Consider the following 16,785-nt stretch of genomic DNA (forward strand, 5'->3'; position numbering starts at 1 on the left):
TGGGACGTGCGACGGCGGACAGTAGCCGGGCTCCGCTGAAGACTGCCTGTGACCCGCCCGCCGGCCGCTCGGCGACTAGCCTCTCAGAGATGGGTCGGAGGGCGACCGTCGCCGATGTCCACCGCCTCGCGGCGGCGATGCCGTACGCGCAGCGCAAGGCGGGTACGCGGGAGAATCCCGTCTACCAGGTCGGGGGCAAGACGTTCGTCTTCTTCCGCAATCCGCGCCCGGACGCGGTCGATCCGGACACCGGCGAGCGCTACACCGACGTAATAATGCTGCGGGTGCCCGACGAGCAGGACAAGCAGGCGCTGGTGCAGGATCCCGACTCGCCGTTCTTCACCACTCCGCACTTCGAGGGTCACTCCTCGGTGCTGGTGCGCGCGAGTCGCATCGGCGAGGTGGCAGTCGACGAGCTGGCCGAGATCGTCGCGGACGCCTGGCTGTCCTGCGCCTCGGCGGCGCGGCAGCGGGCCTGGCTGGAGCAGCACCGATCGGAATGAGCCGGGTGCGCGGTCCCTATCCTTGCGGGCATGACTGACCCGATTGCCGCCCTCACTCCGCGCGTCCAGGAGGCGATGGCTGCCGCGTTCGGTGCCGACTGGGCCGAGGCCGACCCGGTGATCCGCCCGGCGAACAAGCGGCAGACCGATGCCGACGTGCAGGTCAACGCCGCGATGGCGGCCGGCAAGCGTCTGGGTCGCCCGCCGCGCGAGGTCGCGCAGGCGATCGTGGACCACCTCGATCACGGGGACCTGGTCGAGCAGGTCGAGATCGCCGGGCCCGGGTTCCTCAACGTCACCTTCTCCTCCGCCTGGATCGGCCGGGCGGCCACCGCGCTGCGCGAGGACGACCACTTCGGCGTCGTACGCCCGCCCCAGCAGACCGTCGTGGTCGACTACTCCTCGGTCAACGCGGCCAAGGAGATGCACGTCGCCCACCTGCGCAGCGCCGTCGTCGGCGACTCCCTCGTGCGGACCCTGGAGTACCTCGGTCACGACGTGATCCGCCAGAACCACCTCGGCGACTGGGGTACGCCGTTCGGGATGCTCATCGAGCACCTGCTCGAGGTGGGGGAGGACAGCGACGACGCCCGCCTGCTGCAGAGCGATCCCAACGCGTTCTACCGGGCGGCGCGCGGCAAGTTCACGACCGCCGAGAACGCCGAACCCGCGGGCAGTGTCGGCGATTTCGACGTGCGCTCCCGTCGCAGGGTCACCCTGTTGCAGGCCGGTGAGGAGGACACGCTGCGGCTGTGGCGGGAGATCCTCGAGCTGTCCCGGGTCTACCTCAACCGGGTCTATGGCGAGCTCGACATCACCCTGACCGACGACGACATCGCCGGCGAGTCGTCGTACAACGACGAACTGCCCGGGATCTGCGACGCGTTGCAGGAGAAGGGCCTGGCCGTCATCAGCGAGGGCGCGCTGTGCGTCTTCCTCGACGGCTACCGCGGCCGGGACGACAAGCCGCTGCCGCTGATCGTGCGCAAGTCCGACGGCGGGTACGGCTACCCCGCAACGGATCTGGCCACCATCCGGCACCGCTCGCTCGATCTGCACGCCGACCGGGCGCTCTACGTCGTCGGGGCGCCGCAGCACCTGCACTTCCAGATGGTTTGGGAGACAGCGCGACTCGCGGGATGGATCAAGGACACCGAGCCGATCCACGTGCAGATCGGCAACGTGGTGGGCACGGACGGCAAGATCCTGCGCACCCGCTCGGGAGAGGTCGCGGACCTGCAGCATCTCGTGGACGCCGCGTTCGCGAAGGCGGCTGAGGTCATCGCCGAATCACGCCCCGAGCTGGATGCCCAGACGCGCGACGTCATCTCCCACCAGGTCGGCGTCGCGGCGCTGAAGTACGCCGACCTCTCGGTCGCGCACGACAGCGGCTATACGTTCGACCTGGACCGGATGGTGGCGCTGACCGGCGATACGGGCCCCTATCTGCAGTACGCAACGACCCGGATCCGCTCGATCCTGGCCCGCGCCGGCGTGGTCGAGCCGGTCGGACCCATCGTCGTCCGTGAGCCGGCCGAGCGCGCTCTGGCGTTGCGGCTGCTCGACTTCGGCGCTGTCGTCGTGCAGGTCGGCGAGACGCTGGAGCCGCACCGACTGTGCACCTACCTGTCCGAGCTCGCCCAGACCTTCTCGACGTTCTACGAGCAGTGCCCGGTGGTCAAGGCCGAGGACGACGAGGTGCGCGAGTCACGCCTCGCCCTGTGCCATCTGACCCGGGCGGTGCTGGTCGACGGGCTGGGACTGCTCGGCATCACCGCGCCCGACCAGATGTAGCCGCAGCGGCCGACGGCTGGGGTCGTGGCGCGCCGTAGAGAGCGCGCGACGACCCTGCCCGTCGGGCGGTGGTCAGCTCGCCGGGTAGCCCTGCGGATTCTCCGACTGCCAGCGCCAGGTGTCGGCGCACATGTCGTCGATGCTGCGGTGCGCGCTCCAGCCCAGCTCCTCGTGCGCGCGCGTCGGGTCGGCCCAGTACGCCGGAAGGTCGCCGGGGCGCCGTCCGACGATCTCGTGGGCCAGCTCGTGGCCGACCGCACGCTCGAAGGCGTGCAGCAGTTGCAGCACCGAGGTGCCGGTGCCGGTGCCGAGGTTGAAGGCACGCACCGGTTCGGACATCGAGTCCAGGTGTTCGAGCGCCGCGACATGCCCGGCGGCGAGATCCTCGACGTGGATGTAGTCGCGCTCGCAGGTGCCGTCGGCCGTCGGGTAGTCGCCGCCGAAGATGCTCAGCTTGTCGCGCCGTCCCACGGCCACCTGGGCGATGAACGGCATCAGGTTGTTGGGGATGCCCGAGGGGTCCTCGCCCATCCGGCCGGAGGGGTGCGCGCCGACCGGGTTGAAGTAGCGCAGCAGCGCGACCGACAGGTCGGGGGTGGCCGCAGCGGTGTCGGTGAGGACCTGCTCGATCATGACCTTCGTGCGGCCGTAGGGTGACGCGGCCGAAAGGGGCTGGTAATCCTCGTTGTACGGGACGGGCGCGTGGTCGCCGTACACCGTCGCGGAGGAGGAGAAGACGAATCTGTGCACGCCGTGGCGGCGCATGGCGGCCAGCAGCGAGAAGGTGCTGTCGAGGTTGTTGCGGTAGTACTCCAGCGGCTTGCCGACGCTCTCGCCGACCGCCTTCAGGCCCGCGAAGTGGATGACGGCGTCGATGGGCTGCTCGGCGAACACCTGGTCGGTCTTGTCGGCGTCGCACAGGTCGATCGCGTGAAGGGGGACGTGCTGGCCGCTCACCTGCTCGATGCGGTCGACGGCCGACGGCTTGCTGTTGGCAAAATCGTCGGCGAGCACGACATCATGGCCGTGGGCGAGCAGGTTGACCGCGGTGTGTGAGCCGATGTAGCCGGCCCCGCCGGAGACGAGAACTCGCATGGCAAGGGATCCTACGGGCACCATGCGAGGGTGTCGGAAGCTCTCGAGGAGCACAGCAGAGCCGGAGAGGGGAGCATGAACACACCGTGGACGTCCACGCACGTGGACACCGTCCGTGCCGCGCGATTGCCACGCCAGCGGGGTGGATACAGCGTCGAGGACGTCGACCGGCAGCTCGCCCGGATCGCCATCCTGATGCGCCAACAGCGGCCCGTACCGCAGGTGTCGACACTCGCGCTGCGCCGCTCCCGGCTGCGTGAGGGCTACACCCCCGAGGCGGTTGAAGCGCTGCTCGCGCACGTCGCGGCGTGGCAGCACGACTTCGATCTGGCCTCGCCTCCGCCGAACCCTGCGCAGCCCGCGTCGACCGACAGCGGGAGTGGCCGCCGCGAGTGGACCGGCAAGCAGCAGGACTGGGTGCGGGAGATCTGCTTCGCCCGACGCACCGGCACCCGCGCGTACGACGAGGGTGAGGTGGACGCGTTCCTGGATCAGGTGTTGCTCGCGATGGCCAAGGGCGAGGAGCTGCCGCGGATCGAGACGGTGCGCTTCTACCCGCCGAAGCGAGGCCGGGGTGGTTACGACGCCATCGCGGTCGACGTCTTCCTGGACCAGCTCGGCACCATCCGCCCGATCCTGCGTTGATTCAGGCGCACTCGAAGTTTGCTGTCGATTCCGAATATTCGATTCAGGCAGTCAGCTGCATTAGTTCTGCCCTGATCATTGCCTCGGGCCTGGTTTCGTAGATTCGGCCCGTAGGGCTGGTCCACGTGCATTCCCCATTGTCAGTCATGCGCACCCGCCAACCCGTCTCGTGTTTTGCTCGATGGTGGTGGCGGCACAGCAACTGCAGATTGGCGGGTGTCGTCTCACCGCGCGGCCAGGGGATGACGTGGTCGGCGTCGCAGTTCTTCGGTGGCGCGGTGCAGCCGGGGAAGCGGCAGTGCTCGTCCCTGGTCTCGACGAACCTGCGGATCGCGACAGTGGGGGAGTAGGTGCGAGTGGTGGTGTCCAGGTGCGTGCCGGCGGTCGGGTCGGTCAGCACCCGGGCGATCCGGGTGCCGAGCTCGGCCGTGAGGCGCCGGACGGTGTCGCCGCAGATCGTCCCGACGCCGGCGACGTCGACGTCCCCGATCGCGCTGACCGCGCTCGGCTCGCCGTTCCCCGGTGTGCGGTCGACCGGCACCTGGAAGACGACGGTCGTCTCGATGTGCGCATTGGCGAGGATGAGGTCGGTGAGGGCGTCGGCGCGGCATTGCGCGAGGGTCTTGCCGGTCGTGGTCTCTGCGTGCAGTTCACGGGCGAGGGCATCGACCGCGGCGTACGCCGCATGCGCGCGTTCGGTGGGCAGCGTCGCGCGCAGATCGGTGTATCCGGTGTATGCGGAGGGAGATACGAACACCCCGATCGCGTCACGGGCGGCGGCGCTGTGCTGGGTCTCCGCGGCGATCGGGTCCAGGCGGGTCAGGAGGGTGCGGGTGCGCCGGCTGATCTGCACCGGTGTCCACCCGGTGACGCCGCGGGCGATGAGGGTGTCCACGACATGGCTCGCGATGTGGTCGGGCGCGTAGGCCAGGATCTCGGTGATCCGGCGCAGCCGCCAGGAGTCGATCGCGCCCGCGCCCATCAGGTCCAGCAGGGCCGGCGCCACGGCGACCGCATCGACCGCTTCGCCGACACGTGCGGTGGCCTGACGTTCGCTCCAGCACATGGCGGGTGCGAGGTCGGTGTCGGCGAACTCCTCGACGTGGCCGATGCCACGGTCGATCTCGAGGTCGGTCCCGTCGGCGCCGGTTGTCCGTTCGGTCGCGGCGTACTGGGCGACGCGCACGTTCTGCACCGCGGTGGCGGCATTGGCGATCGCTGCACATTCGGCTGCCTGCGATTCCAGGTCGCCGAGGTCGAGTCGGTGGCGGTCGAGCTTCGCCTGTGAATATGCCGCGGCGAGCACGTCGCGACACCATTTCAACGCTTGGGCGACGTCAATATTATCGATATTCGGAGGCATTCCCATGGCGCCATGGGAATCGAATTCCTGCGGCACGTCCCGGCCCCGATCAGCGGTGGTTTCGGAAAGCTGCCTCATTCATAGATCATACACCTGTTCGCATGCCAGCGCGACATTCTCACAGGTATTCTTTCCCCTTATATCGAACGCCCCGACCCGGTTAATCATCTGCCGAGATTCCGGTTTCCGGCTGTCCGATGATCGACGCGAGATCGCGCACGGCGTAGCGATGATGCGCCCATTCCTCTTCGAGGATGGTGTGCAGACAGGCGAGCGCCGACACGCGGCGGTCGGGGGCCCATGGGTGCCTGCACGACCGGGCAAGATCCTGCGCGGTGAGGGCTGCGATGAAATCGCGCACCATCGCGACGTGCTCCGCCCGCACGGCCAGGATCTCGTCGTACGGCGGGGTCGCATCGGTGAAAACGGACAAGTCGTAGCCGTCCGTCTCGTATTCGCTGTTCGGTAGACCGATCGGGTGGTAGGGCCGCTCCACGCCCAGGATCGCGCGACCCAGCCAGGTGTCGGTCGCCATGATCAGATGCCGAAGGGTCTGCGCGTACGACCATTCGCCCGCCACCGAGACATCGACAGTGCCCCTCGGCATCGACGCGACCCGCTCGCCCGTGGCGGCCCAGGTCGCCTCCAGCGCAGCCCATGCCGCGCGCAGGTCGTCGGGGGTGGCAGCCCGCCGTTGCGCCCGCCCCGGGAAGCGGCGGTCGAGCTCGGCCTCGACGAATGCGACGACGTCGACTCCGTTGATGAGCAACCCGCCGTCCGCTGCCGACAGCCACGGAGCGTCGATGTCCGTGCCTTGTACGTCGACCGCGCGCATCGTGACACCGGAGAAGTCCGTCCGGACGAAGCGGGAGCCGCCGAGGTCCACATCGGTGAACTCGGCACCGTGCAGGAGGTCGGAGCTGGTGAACGTTGCCATGGTGCCTCTCCTCGTGGAGGTGCCTTGCCGCCGAGAGGTCAGCGCACGACGAGGCTGCTAACCATCTCGCGCCTGCTGTTGACGCCGAGTTTGGCGAAGATCGACTTCAAGTGGTCCTGCACGGTGTGCGGCGACAGGTGCAGCGCGGCGGCGATGGCCGACGTCGCGGCGCCTTGCAACACCATTGCGGCGACGTCCTGCTCGCGACGGCTGAGTCCGCGTGCGGCGAGCGTCATGGCGCAGATCTCGGCGGCGGTGGTGTCGTCGATGGTCACCACCACGTCATCGGGTGGTGGAGCCGCCTCGTTCGCGGGCCCCGCGGCGAACCTGGTCGCCCGCACGGTCAGCCAGGAGCCGGAGCGGCCCATGGCCCGGGTCATCGCGAGCTCCGGCGTGCTGCGCGCGGCTGCCGTTGCAGCCAGCACGGTCGCGGGAAGGGATCCGTTGTCCCAGCCGCCGAGGTCCTCGATCCGCGCGTCGGCCGCGGCGGTGATGTTGGCGACGCGATCGGCGCCGTCAACGATGATGACGGACGGCCCGCCCGCCGATTCGGAGCCGGAGCGGCGGGGGCTGAAGGCCGCACCGCGGATCAGGTCGGCGACCTGGGACTGCACGGCCGACACCACCCGGGCGTCGGCCGCCGTGAACGGCGGCTCGGCGGCGCCGCGGTAGATCGCGAGGGCCCCCCAGATCAATCCCTGCGCGCGGAACGTCACGCGCAGTTCATCGGTGAAGCCGAAACTGGGAGCGAGGAATTCGCGGAACCGGCGGCATTCCTGAGGTGCCCCGCCGGTGTCGATCGAGAGCACCCCGACCGGGTCGGGCCGCGTCGCGATCTGACTGAACTGGTTGATGTCCGGGCCGCCGTACTCCGCTGCGGCGAACTCCTCGTCGCCGACCGCCAGGGGCCTGGTCTTGTAGGTCCAGCTGATCAACCCGGTGGACGGGTCGGTGGTGGCCAGGCAGCCGAAATCGAAGGGCACATGTCGGCGTACGGCGGCGCAGATCCGCGCGGCGAGCGCGCTCAGATCTGTGTCACCTCGGGTGCCGACGGTCAGCTCGTCCGCCAGCGACCGGTGCCGCTGCGTGGTCACCGGACCATGGTGACCCAGCTCCCCGGAGCGCGACAGCATTGCGGCGAAAGTCCCCACATTTCTGGGATGGTGCGGACGAAGCGGCGTCCCGATTCTGGAGGCATGAACACCGACAGACACAGCCACACCACCCGATGCTGGTGGAATGCGGAGCAGGCCCGATGGGTCTGCCGGCCCGTGACCGACACGGCGGAGTCCGTCGTCGACACGGTCGACACCATGGCCGACGACGAAGCGCCACTCGTCGACGTGCGGGACATGATCGTGGTGCATACCGCGATGCTGCGCGAGTTCCGCCTGCTGCCCGCGGCCGTCGCCCGGGTCGAGCCGGGCGCGCTGAAGCGGGCCGTGGTGGTCGACCGGCACCTCGGCTTCCTGTGCGACATGCTGCACCACCATCACGCCGGCGAGGACGCCCTGCTCTGGCCGATGATGCGCGAGCGAGTGCCCGAGCAGGCGACCAGGCTGATCGACGAGGTCGAGAGCCAGCACGTCGGTCTGGATGCGGCGTTGGACGATGTCGCGGTGGCCCGCGCGGGGTGGCGCAGCCATGTCGACGCCGTACATCGCGACGAACTGGTCGCCAGGTTGCGCACGTTGTACGACCTGTTGAAGGCGCACCTGGAGCTCGAGGAGCGCAGCGTGCTGCCGCTTGCAGCAGCCGTACTCACCGAGGCCGAGTGGGCGGCGATCGGCGAGGCGGGAGCAGCCGGACTGCCGAAATCGACACTGCCGCTGGTCTTCGGGATGTTCGCCTACGAGGGCGATCCGGCCGTGCTGCAGGACATGTTGAAGGCAGCGCCGGCGCTCCCGCGGATGGTGATCCCGCGCATCGCGCCTCGGTTCTACGCTCGACGTGCACTACAGGTGCACGGCACGAGACACCCCTGAGCGGTCCGTCTCAGGCCGGAGCGTGCAGCTTGTAGACCTGCACCCGGCCGTTGCTCCACACCAGGTCGGCCAGCGTGCGCAGCCGCGAGGACACCTGGCTGGCGGTGGTGTCGGCGAAGAGGTACCGCACACCCTTGCCGTACAGGGTGTCGAGCACCTCGGGCGTCGGTGCGCTGAACGCGGCGGCGTTGAGGCGCAACCGTGCCGGGTCCCAGAAGCTCCGTCGGTACGCGGTGTGCGGATCGTGGAGCACGTTCGCCTGGTTCTGGTCCTCGTAGGCCCAGCCGCCGAGGTAGCTGCTGCGCTCGGTGAGGCCCTGCACCCAGTACGCGCGGTCGTCGCAGTGCGGCACGGTCACGGTGCCGACGCAGTAGATGTTCGTCGCGATCAGGTCGTCCTGCGGCGTGTGGGCCGCGACCCAACGCGCCCCGGCGACCTGCGCTGTCGCGAGGTGCCCGTCGTACGGCGGGGTGCGGGAGCGGGTGGACTGGGCGTAGTGGCCGACGGTGAGCAGCGTCGGGAGCGTGGAGGCGATCAGCACTCCGCCCGCGACGCCCGCGATGAGCACTCGGTGCAGCACGGGTCGGCGGCATATCAGTCTCAGCAGGAACGCGATTCCCACCACGACAAGCCCGACGAGTAGTACGACTGCGGCCGCCCTCTTCGCCGAGGCGGTGGGCTGGTGCCCACCGCCGAGGATACGGGCGACCGCCACGAGCAGCGTGCCGAGCACGCCGAAGCCGGCGACGGCCGTCACGATCCGCCATCGGGCAGCCGGCCGGGCGCGCGCCACGACGGCAGCGAAACCCCACACTCCGAAAACGGTCCACAGCGGATCGGTGCCGCGCACGAAGTAGTACTGGGATCCCTGCGGGTGGTCGATGACCGACAGCGCGATCTGCGCCGCGATCTCGACCCCGATCAGGATCCACACTCCGGGATCGGCGACATGCGGTCGGCGGAGGAGGAAGAGGCCGACCAGGCCGTAGCCGACCTGCAGCACGATCAGTACGAGCAGCAGCACTGCTAGTGCGCGGTGCTGCAGGTGGGAGTGGGAGGAGAACTGCTGGAACACCTTCAGGGAGCGCACCGTCGCATCCGGTCGGAAGGTCGATCCGCTGGTGCCTCCGGCGACGAAGCGGGAGCTGACCGCGATCACCACCGCCACCGCAGCCGTGGCGCACGCGGCCGCGGTCCGTCCCGTGCGGCGTGCGAGGGAGAGCAGCAGCGCCAGCCCTGCGCCGCCGAGCACCGTCGGCAATGACGAGGACTTGGCTCCGGAGAGTCCGATGGCGAGGAATACGAACAGGACCCAGGTGCCGGCGGACGCGCGCGCTCGACAGACGTCGATCAGCAGCCAGACGGTGAGCGCGATGAGCGGCAGCGAGAACATCTGCGATGGGGACAGCGGGATGTAGGAGTCCTGTGCGATCCCGGGCAGCCACTGCAGGAGAAGGAAACCCGGCGGCACGAGGATGAGCACGGCCGCGAGCAGACCGGCCCAGGCTCGCCGGGTCAGGTGCGCGGCCAGCAGGTAGGTCGTGGCGGTGAGCGCCGCATAGATGGGCAGGTACCAGAGCCGCGCGGTGACGGTGAGCACGTCGACACCGGACACCAGCGAATCCGCTGCCATGTGCGCGTTGGAGAACCAGTGGTACTTCAAGGTCTGGTTGCCCAGCTGCGGCACGACCGGCGGCACCGAGTGCCGGGCATCGGCGCTGATCGCGGCGTGCCAGTAAAGGTCCTGGTACCAGCGGCGAGTGCTCGGCGGCAGCGGGCTGACGCGGAAGGTGCCGTACGCGAGCAGCCCGATCGACACGACGTACGCCGCGGTCAGTCCCCAGGCGACGGGCACCGGCGTGCTGCTCTCGTAGCGCCCGGGTCGCAGGTGCACCCGCAGCGCGGGAACGGCGGCGAAGACCGCGAGCACGATCAACGGGTACGCCGCGAGCCAACCGCCCACCCCGAGGCCCACGAAGATCGCCCAGGCCACCAGCTGCACGACCAGGCCGACCACGAACGCCCAGGTGACCTCGCTCAGCAGGTCGCGTGACCGGCCCCGCAGTGCACGGTGGACGAGCGCTCCCGGCAGCAGGATCGACCAGAGGGAGGCCAGGAGATAGCGCGCGATGTCTGCGGACGAGACGCCGTACAGCGACGCGACGACCCAGCTCGCCGCGACCGCAACGACACCGGCGGCGACCCCCGAAGCCCTGCGGACATGATGAATCCGTCCCCCACCCGCGTCTGGCACGCACCGATCATCGCAGCGGAAGCTGCAAGCTGGCGCAACGTCCGGCGGGTTATTGCTGGACGTCGGCCGAGCGGCCATATCGATGCTGCGGAGCCGGTCAGGCGTGCGTCCCGCGCGGCACCACGTCATGCGCGTCGGCGGTGAATCCGGTGTTGCTCGAACCCGTCGCGGCGCAGCCGACCGCTCCGTTGTACGACACGTGGCACGGCAGGCCCGAGACCGTGAAGGTCCAGTTCGCCGGGATCACCGGTGCGTGCAGACCGCCGTCGATCGGGAGACGGTGGGGCGTGGCCCAGGCGTTGGAGGCCTTGGTCGGGATGACCTGCACGTCCGTGGCGCATCCCCAGGTCCAGGATCGGCCGGACAGCTGGATGTCCTCGAGCGCAGCGTTGCCGCAGATCTTCTTGGCCTGCGTGCTCGTCACGCCGTACGGCCGCGCCGTGTTGAACATGCACTCGACGCCGCCGGTATGCACCTCGCACAGCACGCCCTTCTGGCCGGTCGTGAACGTGTCACCCGTGTGCAGAGCCAGGATCGTGGTGCCTGCTGCGTGTGCCGGTGCGCCCATGCTGACCATCCCTGCCGTGGCGGCGAGAAGAACCCCTGCAGACAGCGCGACCTTGTGAAGCTTCATGCGTTTCTTACCCCCTGGTGATGTGCGCTGTGCTGATCCGATGGTCTGCTGATGCAGCCGGAGGGCAGAGTCGCGATGAATCTGAACTAGAGACGCGCGATGGCCCGAAATGGTTGGTACCCGGCCTCAGCGCCGCTCGAATGCCGCAAAGAGGTCAGCCGCGCGCTCGATGACGCGTGACCGAACGCGGATAGATTCGGCCCGTGGCAGACCTCGGCCCGGTGAGCTGGCCGCCACCGTCGATCACGACGAAGCGGCTCGTGCTGCGCGAACCCGAGGCGCACGACCGCCCCGTGTTCATCGAGCTGCTCACATCGCCGGATGTCCATACCTACCTCGGTGGACCTCGCGCTCACGACGATGTCGAGCGGGCGATGCCTGCCGTCCTTCCCTCTCGGCCGGGCCTTTTCGTGGTCAGGCTCGACGGGGACATGATCGGCACGGTGACGCTCGAGCGGCGCGACGCGGAGCGTCCCGGGCACACCCGCCCAGAAGCGCGGGAGATCGAACTCGGTTACATGTTCCTGCCCCGGGCGTGGGGGTTCGGGTATGCCGCAGAAGCCTGCGTCGCTGCGCTCGACTGGGTGGCGGGTGCACTTCCAGGCGAGCCGGTGGTGCTGTGCACCCAGACCGCGAACGCCCGCTCGCTGCGGGTGGCGCAGCAGTTGGGCTTCGTCGAGGTCGAGCGGTTCGAGGAGTTCGGTGCCGAGCAGTGGTTCGCGACTCTAGAGTGATTCGATGCCGAATGCCGTTGCCAGGCCTTCGCGTCCGGCCGGCGTCAGGTCGACGGCGCGGTGCGCGGGCGAGCGGCGTACCCAGTCGAGGGCGACCATCCGGTCGAACAGCCCACGTCCGAGCGCACCGCCCAGGTGGTGCTGCTGCTCGGTCCAGTCGATGCAGTAGCGGACCGTGCGGCGCCTCGGTGCGAGCGTGACGCGGAAGTCGTCGAGGAAGGCCCGACCCGCGTCGGTCAGCTCGTAGTCGATCTCGCTGCCGGCACCCTGCGGCCCTTCCTTGGGGGTGCGCTGTCCGTCTCCTCCGGTGAGGTGGTGCCGCTCGAGCATCGATGTCATCAAGGCCACCCCAAGGCGCCCGGCCAGGTGGTCGTAACAGGTCCGCGCCGTCCGCAGCTGGGCCGCGCGGGTGCCCTGGCGCAGCGACCGCACGGGGCGGCGCGGCGCGAACGGCTGCAGGGTCTCGATGAGCCGGCCGACCTCGGGACCAGCGAGACGGTAGTAGCGGTACCGGCCATGCGGTTCGACGACGAGCATCCCGGCGTCGACCAGGCGACGCAGGTGACTGCTGGCGGTGGCCGGGCTGACGCCCGCCTCGTCCGCCAGCCGGGAGGCCGGGAGCGACCGGCCGTCGTCCAGTGCCAACAGCATCCGGCACCGCCCGGGGTCGGCCAGCACCGCGCCCACCGCGGACAGATCCACGTCGCCCAGTTCGCTCATCTCTTCACGGTAGGACCGGATCGCTTCGACGGCGATCGAAGGGATCCGTGCCTAGCGTCGATCACATGACCGACTCGAGCCGTCGTACCGGATCCGCCGCCCTGGCCCTCGCCGGGACGAGCCTGGGATACGGCGTCGTCCAACTGGATGTGACCGTCGTGAACGTCGCGGTGTCCTCGATCCGCAACGACCTCGGCGGCAGCATCAGCGCGGCCCAGTGGGTGGTCGACGCCTACACGGTCACCTTCGCTGCACTGATCCTGTCCGCGGGTTCGCTGGCCGACCGGATCGGCGCCAAACGGCTGCTCATCGTCGGATTCGCATTATTCACAGCGGCATCCGTCGCCTGCGGCATTGCTCCGAGTCTGGGCTGGCTCATCGCGTTCCGCGCCGTGCAGGGCATCGGTGCGGCCGCCCTGGTGCCGTGTTCCCTGACGGTCCTCAACCACGCCTACCCCGACGACGCGGGCCGGGCGCGCGCGGTCGGATTGTGGGCGGCCGGCGCGAGCATCGGACTCTCCGGAGGGCCGCTGCTCGGCGGTGCGCTGATCGCGGCGTCGAGCTGGCGGCTGATCTTCCTGATCAACCTTCCTCTCGGGATCTTGGGCGCAGTGCTCATCGCCCGGTACGCAGAAGAGACCTCGCGATCGCCGCGCGCCTCGATCGACCCGCCGGGTCAACTGTTGGGGGTCGTCACCCTGGGGGCGCTCGCGGCCGCGGTCGTCGAGGGCGGGTCACGCGGCTTCGCCGATCCCGTCGTGCTGGCCGGTCTGGTGGCCGCGACCGTTGCTGCGATGGGCTTCGTCCTGGTCGAACGACGCCGCGCCGCACCGCTGTTGCCGCTCGGTCTCTTCCGGTCGCCGACGTTCGCCGCCACGACCGCCATCGGGCTGGTCATCAACATCGCCTTCTACGGCTTGATCTTCGTGCTCGGCATCTACTTCCAGACCGTCCGCGGCTACTCACCGCTGGCCACCGGTCTGGCATTCGCACCCACCACGGCGGTCGTGCTCATCGCCAATATCGCTGCGGGCCGGTTGGTTTCCAGCTTCGGCACCCGCAGGGTGATCGCCGCCGCGGCGTCGGTCTTCGCCGTCGCGCTCGTGGCGATGCTCGCCGCCGGCCGCAGCACGCCGTACCTCGCGCTCGTCGTGCAGCTCACGCTTCTCGGCGCGTCGCTCGGTGTCATCGTGCCCGCCATGACGTCGGCGCTGCTCGGGTCGGTGGACCGGGATCGGTCGGGCATCGCGTCCGGTGCGCTGAACACCGCTCGGCAGGCGGGCAGCGTGATCGGGGTGGCCCTCTTCGGCGCGTTCGCCGCGCACTCCGTCGTGCACGGCCTGCGGGTCTCGCTGGTGGTCGCCGCAGTCCTGGCCGTCGTCACGGTTCTGCTCGCACTGCCGCTTCACCCCGCCGCGTCCGGCGCCGGGGACAGACTGGGCCATGACCGATCACACGTCCCCCGACAGGGGTGAGACCCCCACCGAGCGGATGGACCGCAACTGGGAGGAGTTGCTGCAGGAGCTGCGCGTCACCCAGACGGGCGTGCAGATCCTGGCCGGATTCCTGCTGACGCTGCCCTTCCAGCAGCGTTTCGGCACGCTCGACCGCCTCGAACGAGGTGAGTACGCCGGCGCCGTCGTCTGCGCGGTGAGCGCCACCATCTTGTTGATCGCGCCGGTCAGCTCGCACCGGCTGCTCTTCCGCCGACACGAGAAGGACGTGCTCGTGGCGCTCGCGAGTCGACTGGCGAAGGCCGGGCTGGCCGCTCTCGCCGCGACCATCGTGTTGGCAGTGCTCCTGGTCTTCAGCCTGCTCGTGGGCCAGATCGCCGGCCTCGTCGCGGCGGGAGTGGCCGTACTCAGCTTCATCGGGTTGTGGGTGATGCTGCCGCTCAGCGCGAGCCGGTCCGCCCAGCGGCGGCGCTCCTCGGCGCCGTCGCAGGGAGCCTGACCCGCGTCGGCAGGGGAATCGGGTGGGTTCTCATCCGCTGTCGAGGTGAGTGCCCGAACTAGAGTCACGCGCGGTGGGTGCCGTTGGTTCTCAGACCCGCCCGCCGTTTCCGCACCCCTCGTGAAGGGCAGTCCCGCCGTGAATCGTGTGCACCTCGCCGCCGCCACCGCATTCGTCACCGCGGTGGCCCTGACGCCCGGCGTCACCGCCGGTGCGAGCGCTCCGTCCGCCGGCCGCACGGTGCTGGTCGACTCCGGTGTGATCGGTGGCGCCTCCGGTGCCCGTGTGCACTTCGGCAGTCCGGCGCCCGATGCGACGCCGATGTCGCTCACGCTGCAGCTGCCCCTGCGCAACCAGGCGCTGGCAGACCGCCTCATCGCCCGCGGCACCGTGTTGAGCCAGGCGCGGTATGCGGCCCTGGTGGCGCCGTCCGCCGCCTCGATCGCCCGGGTGCGGTCATGGGCGACCGGTCGTGGCTTCACCGTCACGTCCGTCAGTCGCAACTCCGGCCAGGTCATGGTCGAGGCGAGCGTCGGACGGGTCGACTCGGCGTTCGGCGTGCGCGTGCACTCCGCATCCCTCGGCACCCGCCGCGGGCTCGCGGTCACCAGCAATCCGACAGTGCCGAATTCACTGGGACTGAGCGGGATAGCGGGCTTGAACGCTCTCGGCCGGGCGCACACGACCCACATCAAGCTCCCGACCCACGCCCGATCGGCCGCTTCCACGAGCGGCCGGGTCGCGCCGAAGGCCGTCTCGGACGGATCCAAGGCGTGTGCGACGTACTGGGGCAGCCACCTCTATCCGAGCGCGTCGGGCCAGAAGTTCGCGCTCGAGTCCAACTACCTGTGCGGCTACCTGCCCGCCGACCTGTCCACGATGTACGGCGTGCAGGCCGCACAGTCCAAGGCGCCGGCCATCGGGCTGCTGCTCTGGGGCAACGAACCGGCCATGCTCGCGCAGACCAACAGGTACATGAGCGCGTACGGATACCCGCAGCTGAAGACCTACGTCACGAACGTCGCGGCCAGCAACGCCCAGGTCCAGGCCCGCCACGACGACTGCGACCCCTACAACGCCGGCGGTGAGACCGCACTGGACGTGCAGTCCTCGCACGCGATCTCGCCCAACTCACCCATCTACTACTACGGCGCGAAGAGCTGCTACGACAACGACTTGTCGACGGAGCTGCAGCTCATGGTCGACCAGCACAAGGTCTCGACCATCTCGATGTCGTTCGGTGGGTACCAGGACGACGCGGGCAGCCTGATGCCCGCGGACCGAGCGGCATACGACCGCGCGCTCCAGCAGGCATCCCTCACCGGCATCAGCACCTTCGCTGCCAGCGGCGACGACGGCGACAACTCCACGCAGACCACCGATGCCGCCCCGCACGTCGGCTACCCGGCGAGCAGCGCCTACGTCACGGCAGTCGGCGGTACCTCGATCGGCTACTACCAGAACGGAACTCGCGCGGTGACAGCCGGGTGGGAGGATCAGTTCCTCACGCAGCCGAGCCCCACCGCCGTACCCACCTCCGTGGTCCCGAACCACGAGATCTACGGCTCCGGAGGGGGCGTGAGCTCGGTGTCGACCATCCCGACGTGGCAGAAAGGCGTGGTCTCCGGTTCGACGACGCACCGCGTGGTCCCCGACGTCGCGGCTCTCGCCGACCCCTACACCGGCTATCAGATCCGCGACACCTACTACACCGAGAACGCGAACGGCGTGCCCACCGGCGTGGGCGTGGAGGAGTACGACACGTACGGCGGCACAAGCCTCGCGACGCCGATCGTCGCGGCGATCGTGGCGCTCGCCAAGGCGTACAACAACGTTGCCGTCGGCCTGGCGACACCGAGGCTCTACGCGATGCTCGGCACCTCGGCGCTGCTGGACGTCAACGCTCCGAGCTCGGCGGGGGTCTACTACGAGTCCCCCTCTTACGGCGAGGAACTCGTCGTCCTCGACGGCAAGCCGCAGAATCTGGTCACCAAGGCGGGCTGGGATCCGGTCACCGGGGTCGGAGAGCCGAACGGGATGAGCTTCATCGCCGCGTTCCGCTGAATGGGAGATCTTCTCGGATGGGTTAGGAGCGACGCCCACCGCGAGCCCACTTCCGTGGTTATTGTGTGACTCGCGCAGCCGCGAGTGAGGGGTAGGGGTCGGGT

15 protein-coding genes are annotated in these 16,785 nt (G+C 69.4%); 8 read left to right on the forward strand and 7 right to left on the reverse strand.

Annotated elements, in window-relative coordinates:
• Positions 1 to 89 precede the first annotated feature (89 nt).
• Positions 90 to 503, forward strand: coding sequence for an MmcQ/YjbR family DNA-binding protein (locus HNR15_RS00810; RefSeq protein ID WP_179478311.1), 414 nt, complete (start codon positions 90 to 92; stop codon positions 501 to 503).
• Positions 504 to 533: 30 nt separating this feature from the next.
• Entirely contained in the window at positions 534 to 2,297 is a 1,764-nt protein-coding gene (gene argS, locus HNR15_RS00815; RefSeq protein WP_179478313.1) for an arginine--tRNA ligase, read from the forward strand.
• A 72-nt stretch (positions 2,298 to 2,369) separates the two neighbouring features.
• On the opposite strand, the gene galE is transcribed toward argS, so the two are convergent.
• Positions 2,370 to 3,392 (reverse strand): UDP-glucose 4-epimerase GalE, encoded by a 1,023-nt coding sequence (galE, locus tag HNR15_RS00820; RefSeq protein ID WP_179478315.1) that lies wholly within the window; start codon positions 3,390 to 3,392, stop codon positions 2,370 to 2,372.
• Between the two features lie 75 nt (positions 3,393 to 3,467).
• Between galE and HNR15_RS00825 the strand changes: the two genes are divergently transcribed.
• A complete protein-coding gene (locus HNR15_RS00825) occupies positions 3,468 to 4,037 on the forward strand; it encodes a DivIVA domain-containing protein (RefSeq protein ID WP_179478317.1) in 570 nt (189 codons plus the stop codon).
• 43 nt (positions 4,038 to 4,080) lie between these two features.
• Here HNR15_RS00825 and HNR15_RS00830 read toward each other — a convergent pair whose 3' ends face one another.
• The 3 genes from HNR15_RS00830 to HNR15_RS18715 form a co-directional block, all read right to left on the reverse strand.
• Positions 4,081 to 5,343, reverse strand: a complete 1,263-nt coding sequence (locus tag HNR15_RS00830; RefSeq protein ID WP_179478319.1) for an HNH endonuclease — start codon at positions 5,341 to 5,343, stop codon at positions 4,081 to 4,083.
• Between the two features lie 217 nt (positions 5,344 to 5,560).
• Positions 5,561 to 6,337 (reverse strand): DinB family protein, encoded by a 777-nt coding sequence (locus HNR15_RS00835; protein WP_179478321.1) that lies wholly within the window; start codon positions 6,335 to 6,337, stop codon positions 5,561 to 5,563.
• Between the two features lie 38 nt (positions 6,338 to 6,375).
• Complete coding sequence (locus tag HNR15_RS18715; RefSeq protein WP_179478323.1) at positions 6,376 to 7,431, reverse strand: LuxR C-terminal-related transcriptional regulator; 1,056 nt, start codon at positions 7,429 to 7,431, stop codon at positions 6,376 to 6,378.
• A 102-nt stretch (positions 7,432 to 7,533) separates the two neighbouring features.
• On the opposite strand from HNR15_RS18715, the gene HNR15_RS00845 reads away from it, so the two are divergent.
• Complete coding sequence (locus HNR15_RS00845) at positions 7,534 to 8,322, forward strand: hemerythrin domain-containing protein (protein WP_179478325.1); 789 nt, start codon at positions 7,534 to 7,536, stop codon at positions 8,320 to 8,322.
• A gap of 10 nt (positions 8,323 to 8,332) precedes the next feature.
• Here the strand turns inward: HNR15_RS00845 and HNR15_RS00850 are convergent, their stop codons facing one another.
• Both HNR15_RS00850 and HNR15_RS00855 read right to left on the reverse strand, forming a co-directional pair.
• Positions 8,333 to 10,576 (reverse strand): hypothetical protein, encoded by a 2,244-nt coding sequence (locus HNR15_RS00850; protein WP_179478327.1) that lies wholly within the window; start codon positions 10,574 to 10,576, stop codon positions 8,333 to 8,335.
• A 97-nt stretch (positions 10,577 to 10,673) separates the two neighbouring features.
• Complete coding sequence (locus tag HNR15_RS00855) at positions 10,674 to 11,210, reverse strand: hypothetical protein (RefSeq protein WP_179478329.1); 537 nt, start codon at positions 11,208 to 11,210, stop codon at positions 10,674 to 10,676.
• A gap of 203 nt (positions 11,211 to 11,413) precedes the next feature.
• Here HNR15_RS00855 and HNR15_RS00860 point away from each other — a divergent pair, with 203 nt between their 5' ends.
• A complete protein-coding gene (locus tag HNR15_RS00860) occupies positions 11,414 to 11,944 on the forward strand; it encodes a GNAT family N-acetyltransferase (protein WP_179478331.1) in 531 nt (176 codons plus the stop codon).
• Here HNR15_RS00860 and HNR15_RS00865 read toward each other — a convergent pair.
• A complete protein-coding gene (locus tag HNR15_RS00865; protein WP_179478334.1) occupies positions 11,936 to 12,664 on the reverse strand; it encodes an ArsR/SmtB family transcription factor in 729 nt (242 codons plus the stop codon). The two genes, HNR15_RS00860 and HNR15_RS00865, sit on opposite strands and share 9 nt — an antisense overlap.
• Before the next feature lie 65 nt (positions 12,665 to 12,729).
• Here HNR15_RS00865 and HNR15_RS00870 point away from each other — a divergent pair, with 65 nt between their 5' ends.
• From HNR15_RS00870 to HNR15_RS00880, 3 genes are all read left to right on the forward strand, one after another.
• Positions 12,730 to 14,139, forward strand: coding sequence for an MFS transporter (locus HNR15_RS00870; protein ID WP_179478336.1), 1,410 nt, complete (start codon positions 12,730 to 12,732; stop codon positions 14,137 to 14,139).
• The gene (locus HNR15_RS00875) at positions 14,108 to 14,617 is read left to right on the forward strand and encodes a DUF6328 family protein (RefSeq protein WP_179478338.1); all 510 of its coding nucleotides are present in this window, start codon (positions 14,108 to 14,110) and stop codon (positions 14,615 to 14,617) included. Before HNR15_RS00870 ends, HNR15_RS00875 begins: the two co-directional genes overlap by 32 nt.
• Before the next feature lie 138 nt (positions 14,618 to 14,755).
• Positions 14,756 to 16,681, forward strand: a complete 1,926-nt coding sequence (locus HNR15_RS00880) for a protease pro-enzyme activation domain-containing protein (protein ID WP_179478340.1) — start codon at positions 14,756 to 14,758, stop codon at positions 16,679 to 16,681.
• Positions 16,682 to 16,785: the final 104 nt, after the last annotated feature.

The organism is Allobranchiibius huperziae (genome assembly GCF_013410455.1).
GTDB classification, from domain to species: domain Bacteria; phylum Actinomycetota; class Actinomycetes; order Actinomycetales; family Dermatophilaceae; genus Allobranchiibius; species Allobranchiibius huperziae.

What these genes read in the sequence shown, in the direction of transcription:
- HNR15_RS00865 (WP_179478334.1), bottom strand. Translation starts at nt 12,664, where the DNA reads ATGAGCGAACTGGGCGACGTGGATCTGTCCGCGGTGGGCGCGGTGCTG.
- HNR15_RS00855 (WP_179478329.1), bottom strand. Translation starts at nt 11,210, where the DNA reads ATGAAGCTTCACAAGGTCGCGCTGTCTGCAGGGGTTCTTCTCGCCGCC.
- HNR15_RS00845 (WP_179478325.1), top strand. Translation starts at nt 7,534, where the DNA reads ATGAACACCGACAGACACAGCCACACCACCCGATGCTGGTGGAATGCG.
- HNR15_RS00810 (WP_179478311.1), top strand. Translation starts at nt 90, where the DNA reads ATGGGTCGGAGGGCGACCGTCGCCGATGTCCACCGCCTCGCGGCGGCG.
- HNR15_RS00875 (WP_179478338.1), top strand. Translation starts at nt 14,108, where the DNA reads ATGACCGATCACACGTCCCCCGACAGGGGTGAGACCCCCACCGAGCGG.
- galE (WP_179478315.1), bottom strand. Translation starts at nt 3,392, where the DNA reads ATGCGAGTTCTCGTCTCCGGCGGGGCCGGCTACATCGGCTCACACACC.
- HNR15_RS00825 (WP_179478317.1), top strand. Translation starts at nt 3,468, where the DNA reads ATGAACACACCGTGGACGTCCACGCACGTGGACACCGTCCGTGCCGCG.
- HNR15_RS00870 (WP_179478336.1), top strand. Translation starts at nt 12,730, where the DNA reads ATGACCGACTCGAGCCGTCGTACCGGATCCGCCGCCCTGGCCCTCGCC.
- argS (WP_179478313.1), top strand. Translation starts at nt 534, where the DNA reads ATGACTGACCCGATTGCCGCCCTCACTCCGCGCGTCCAGGAGGCGATG.
- HNR15_RS00835 (WP_179478321.1), bottom strand. Translation starts at nt 6,337, where the DNA reads ATGGCAACGTTCACCAGCTCCGACCTCCTGCACGGTGCCGAGTTCACC.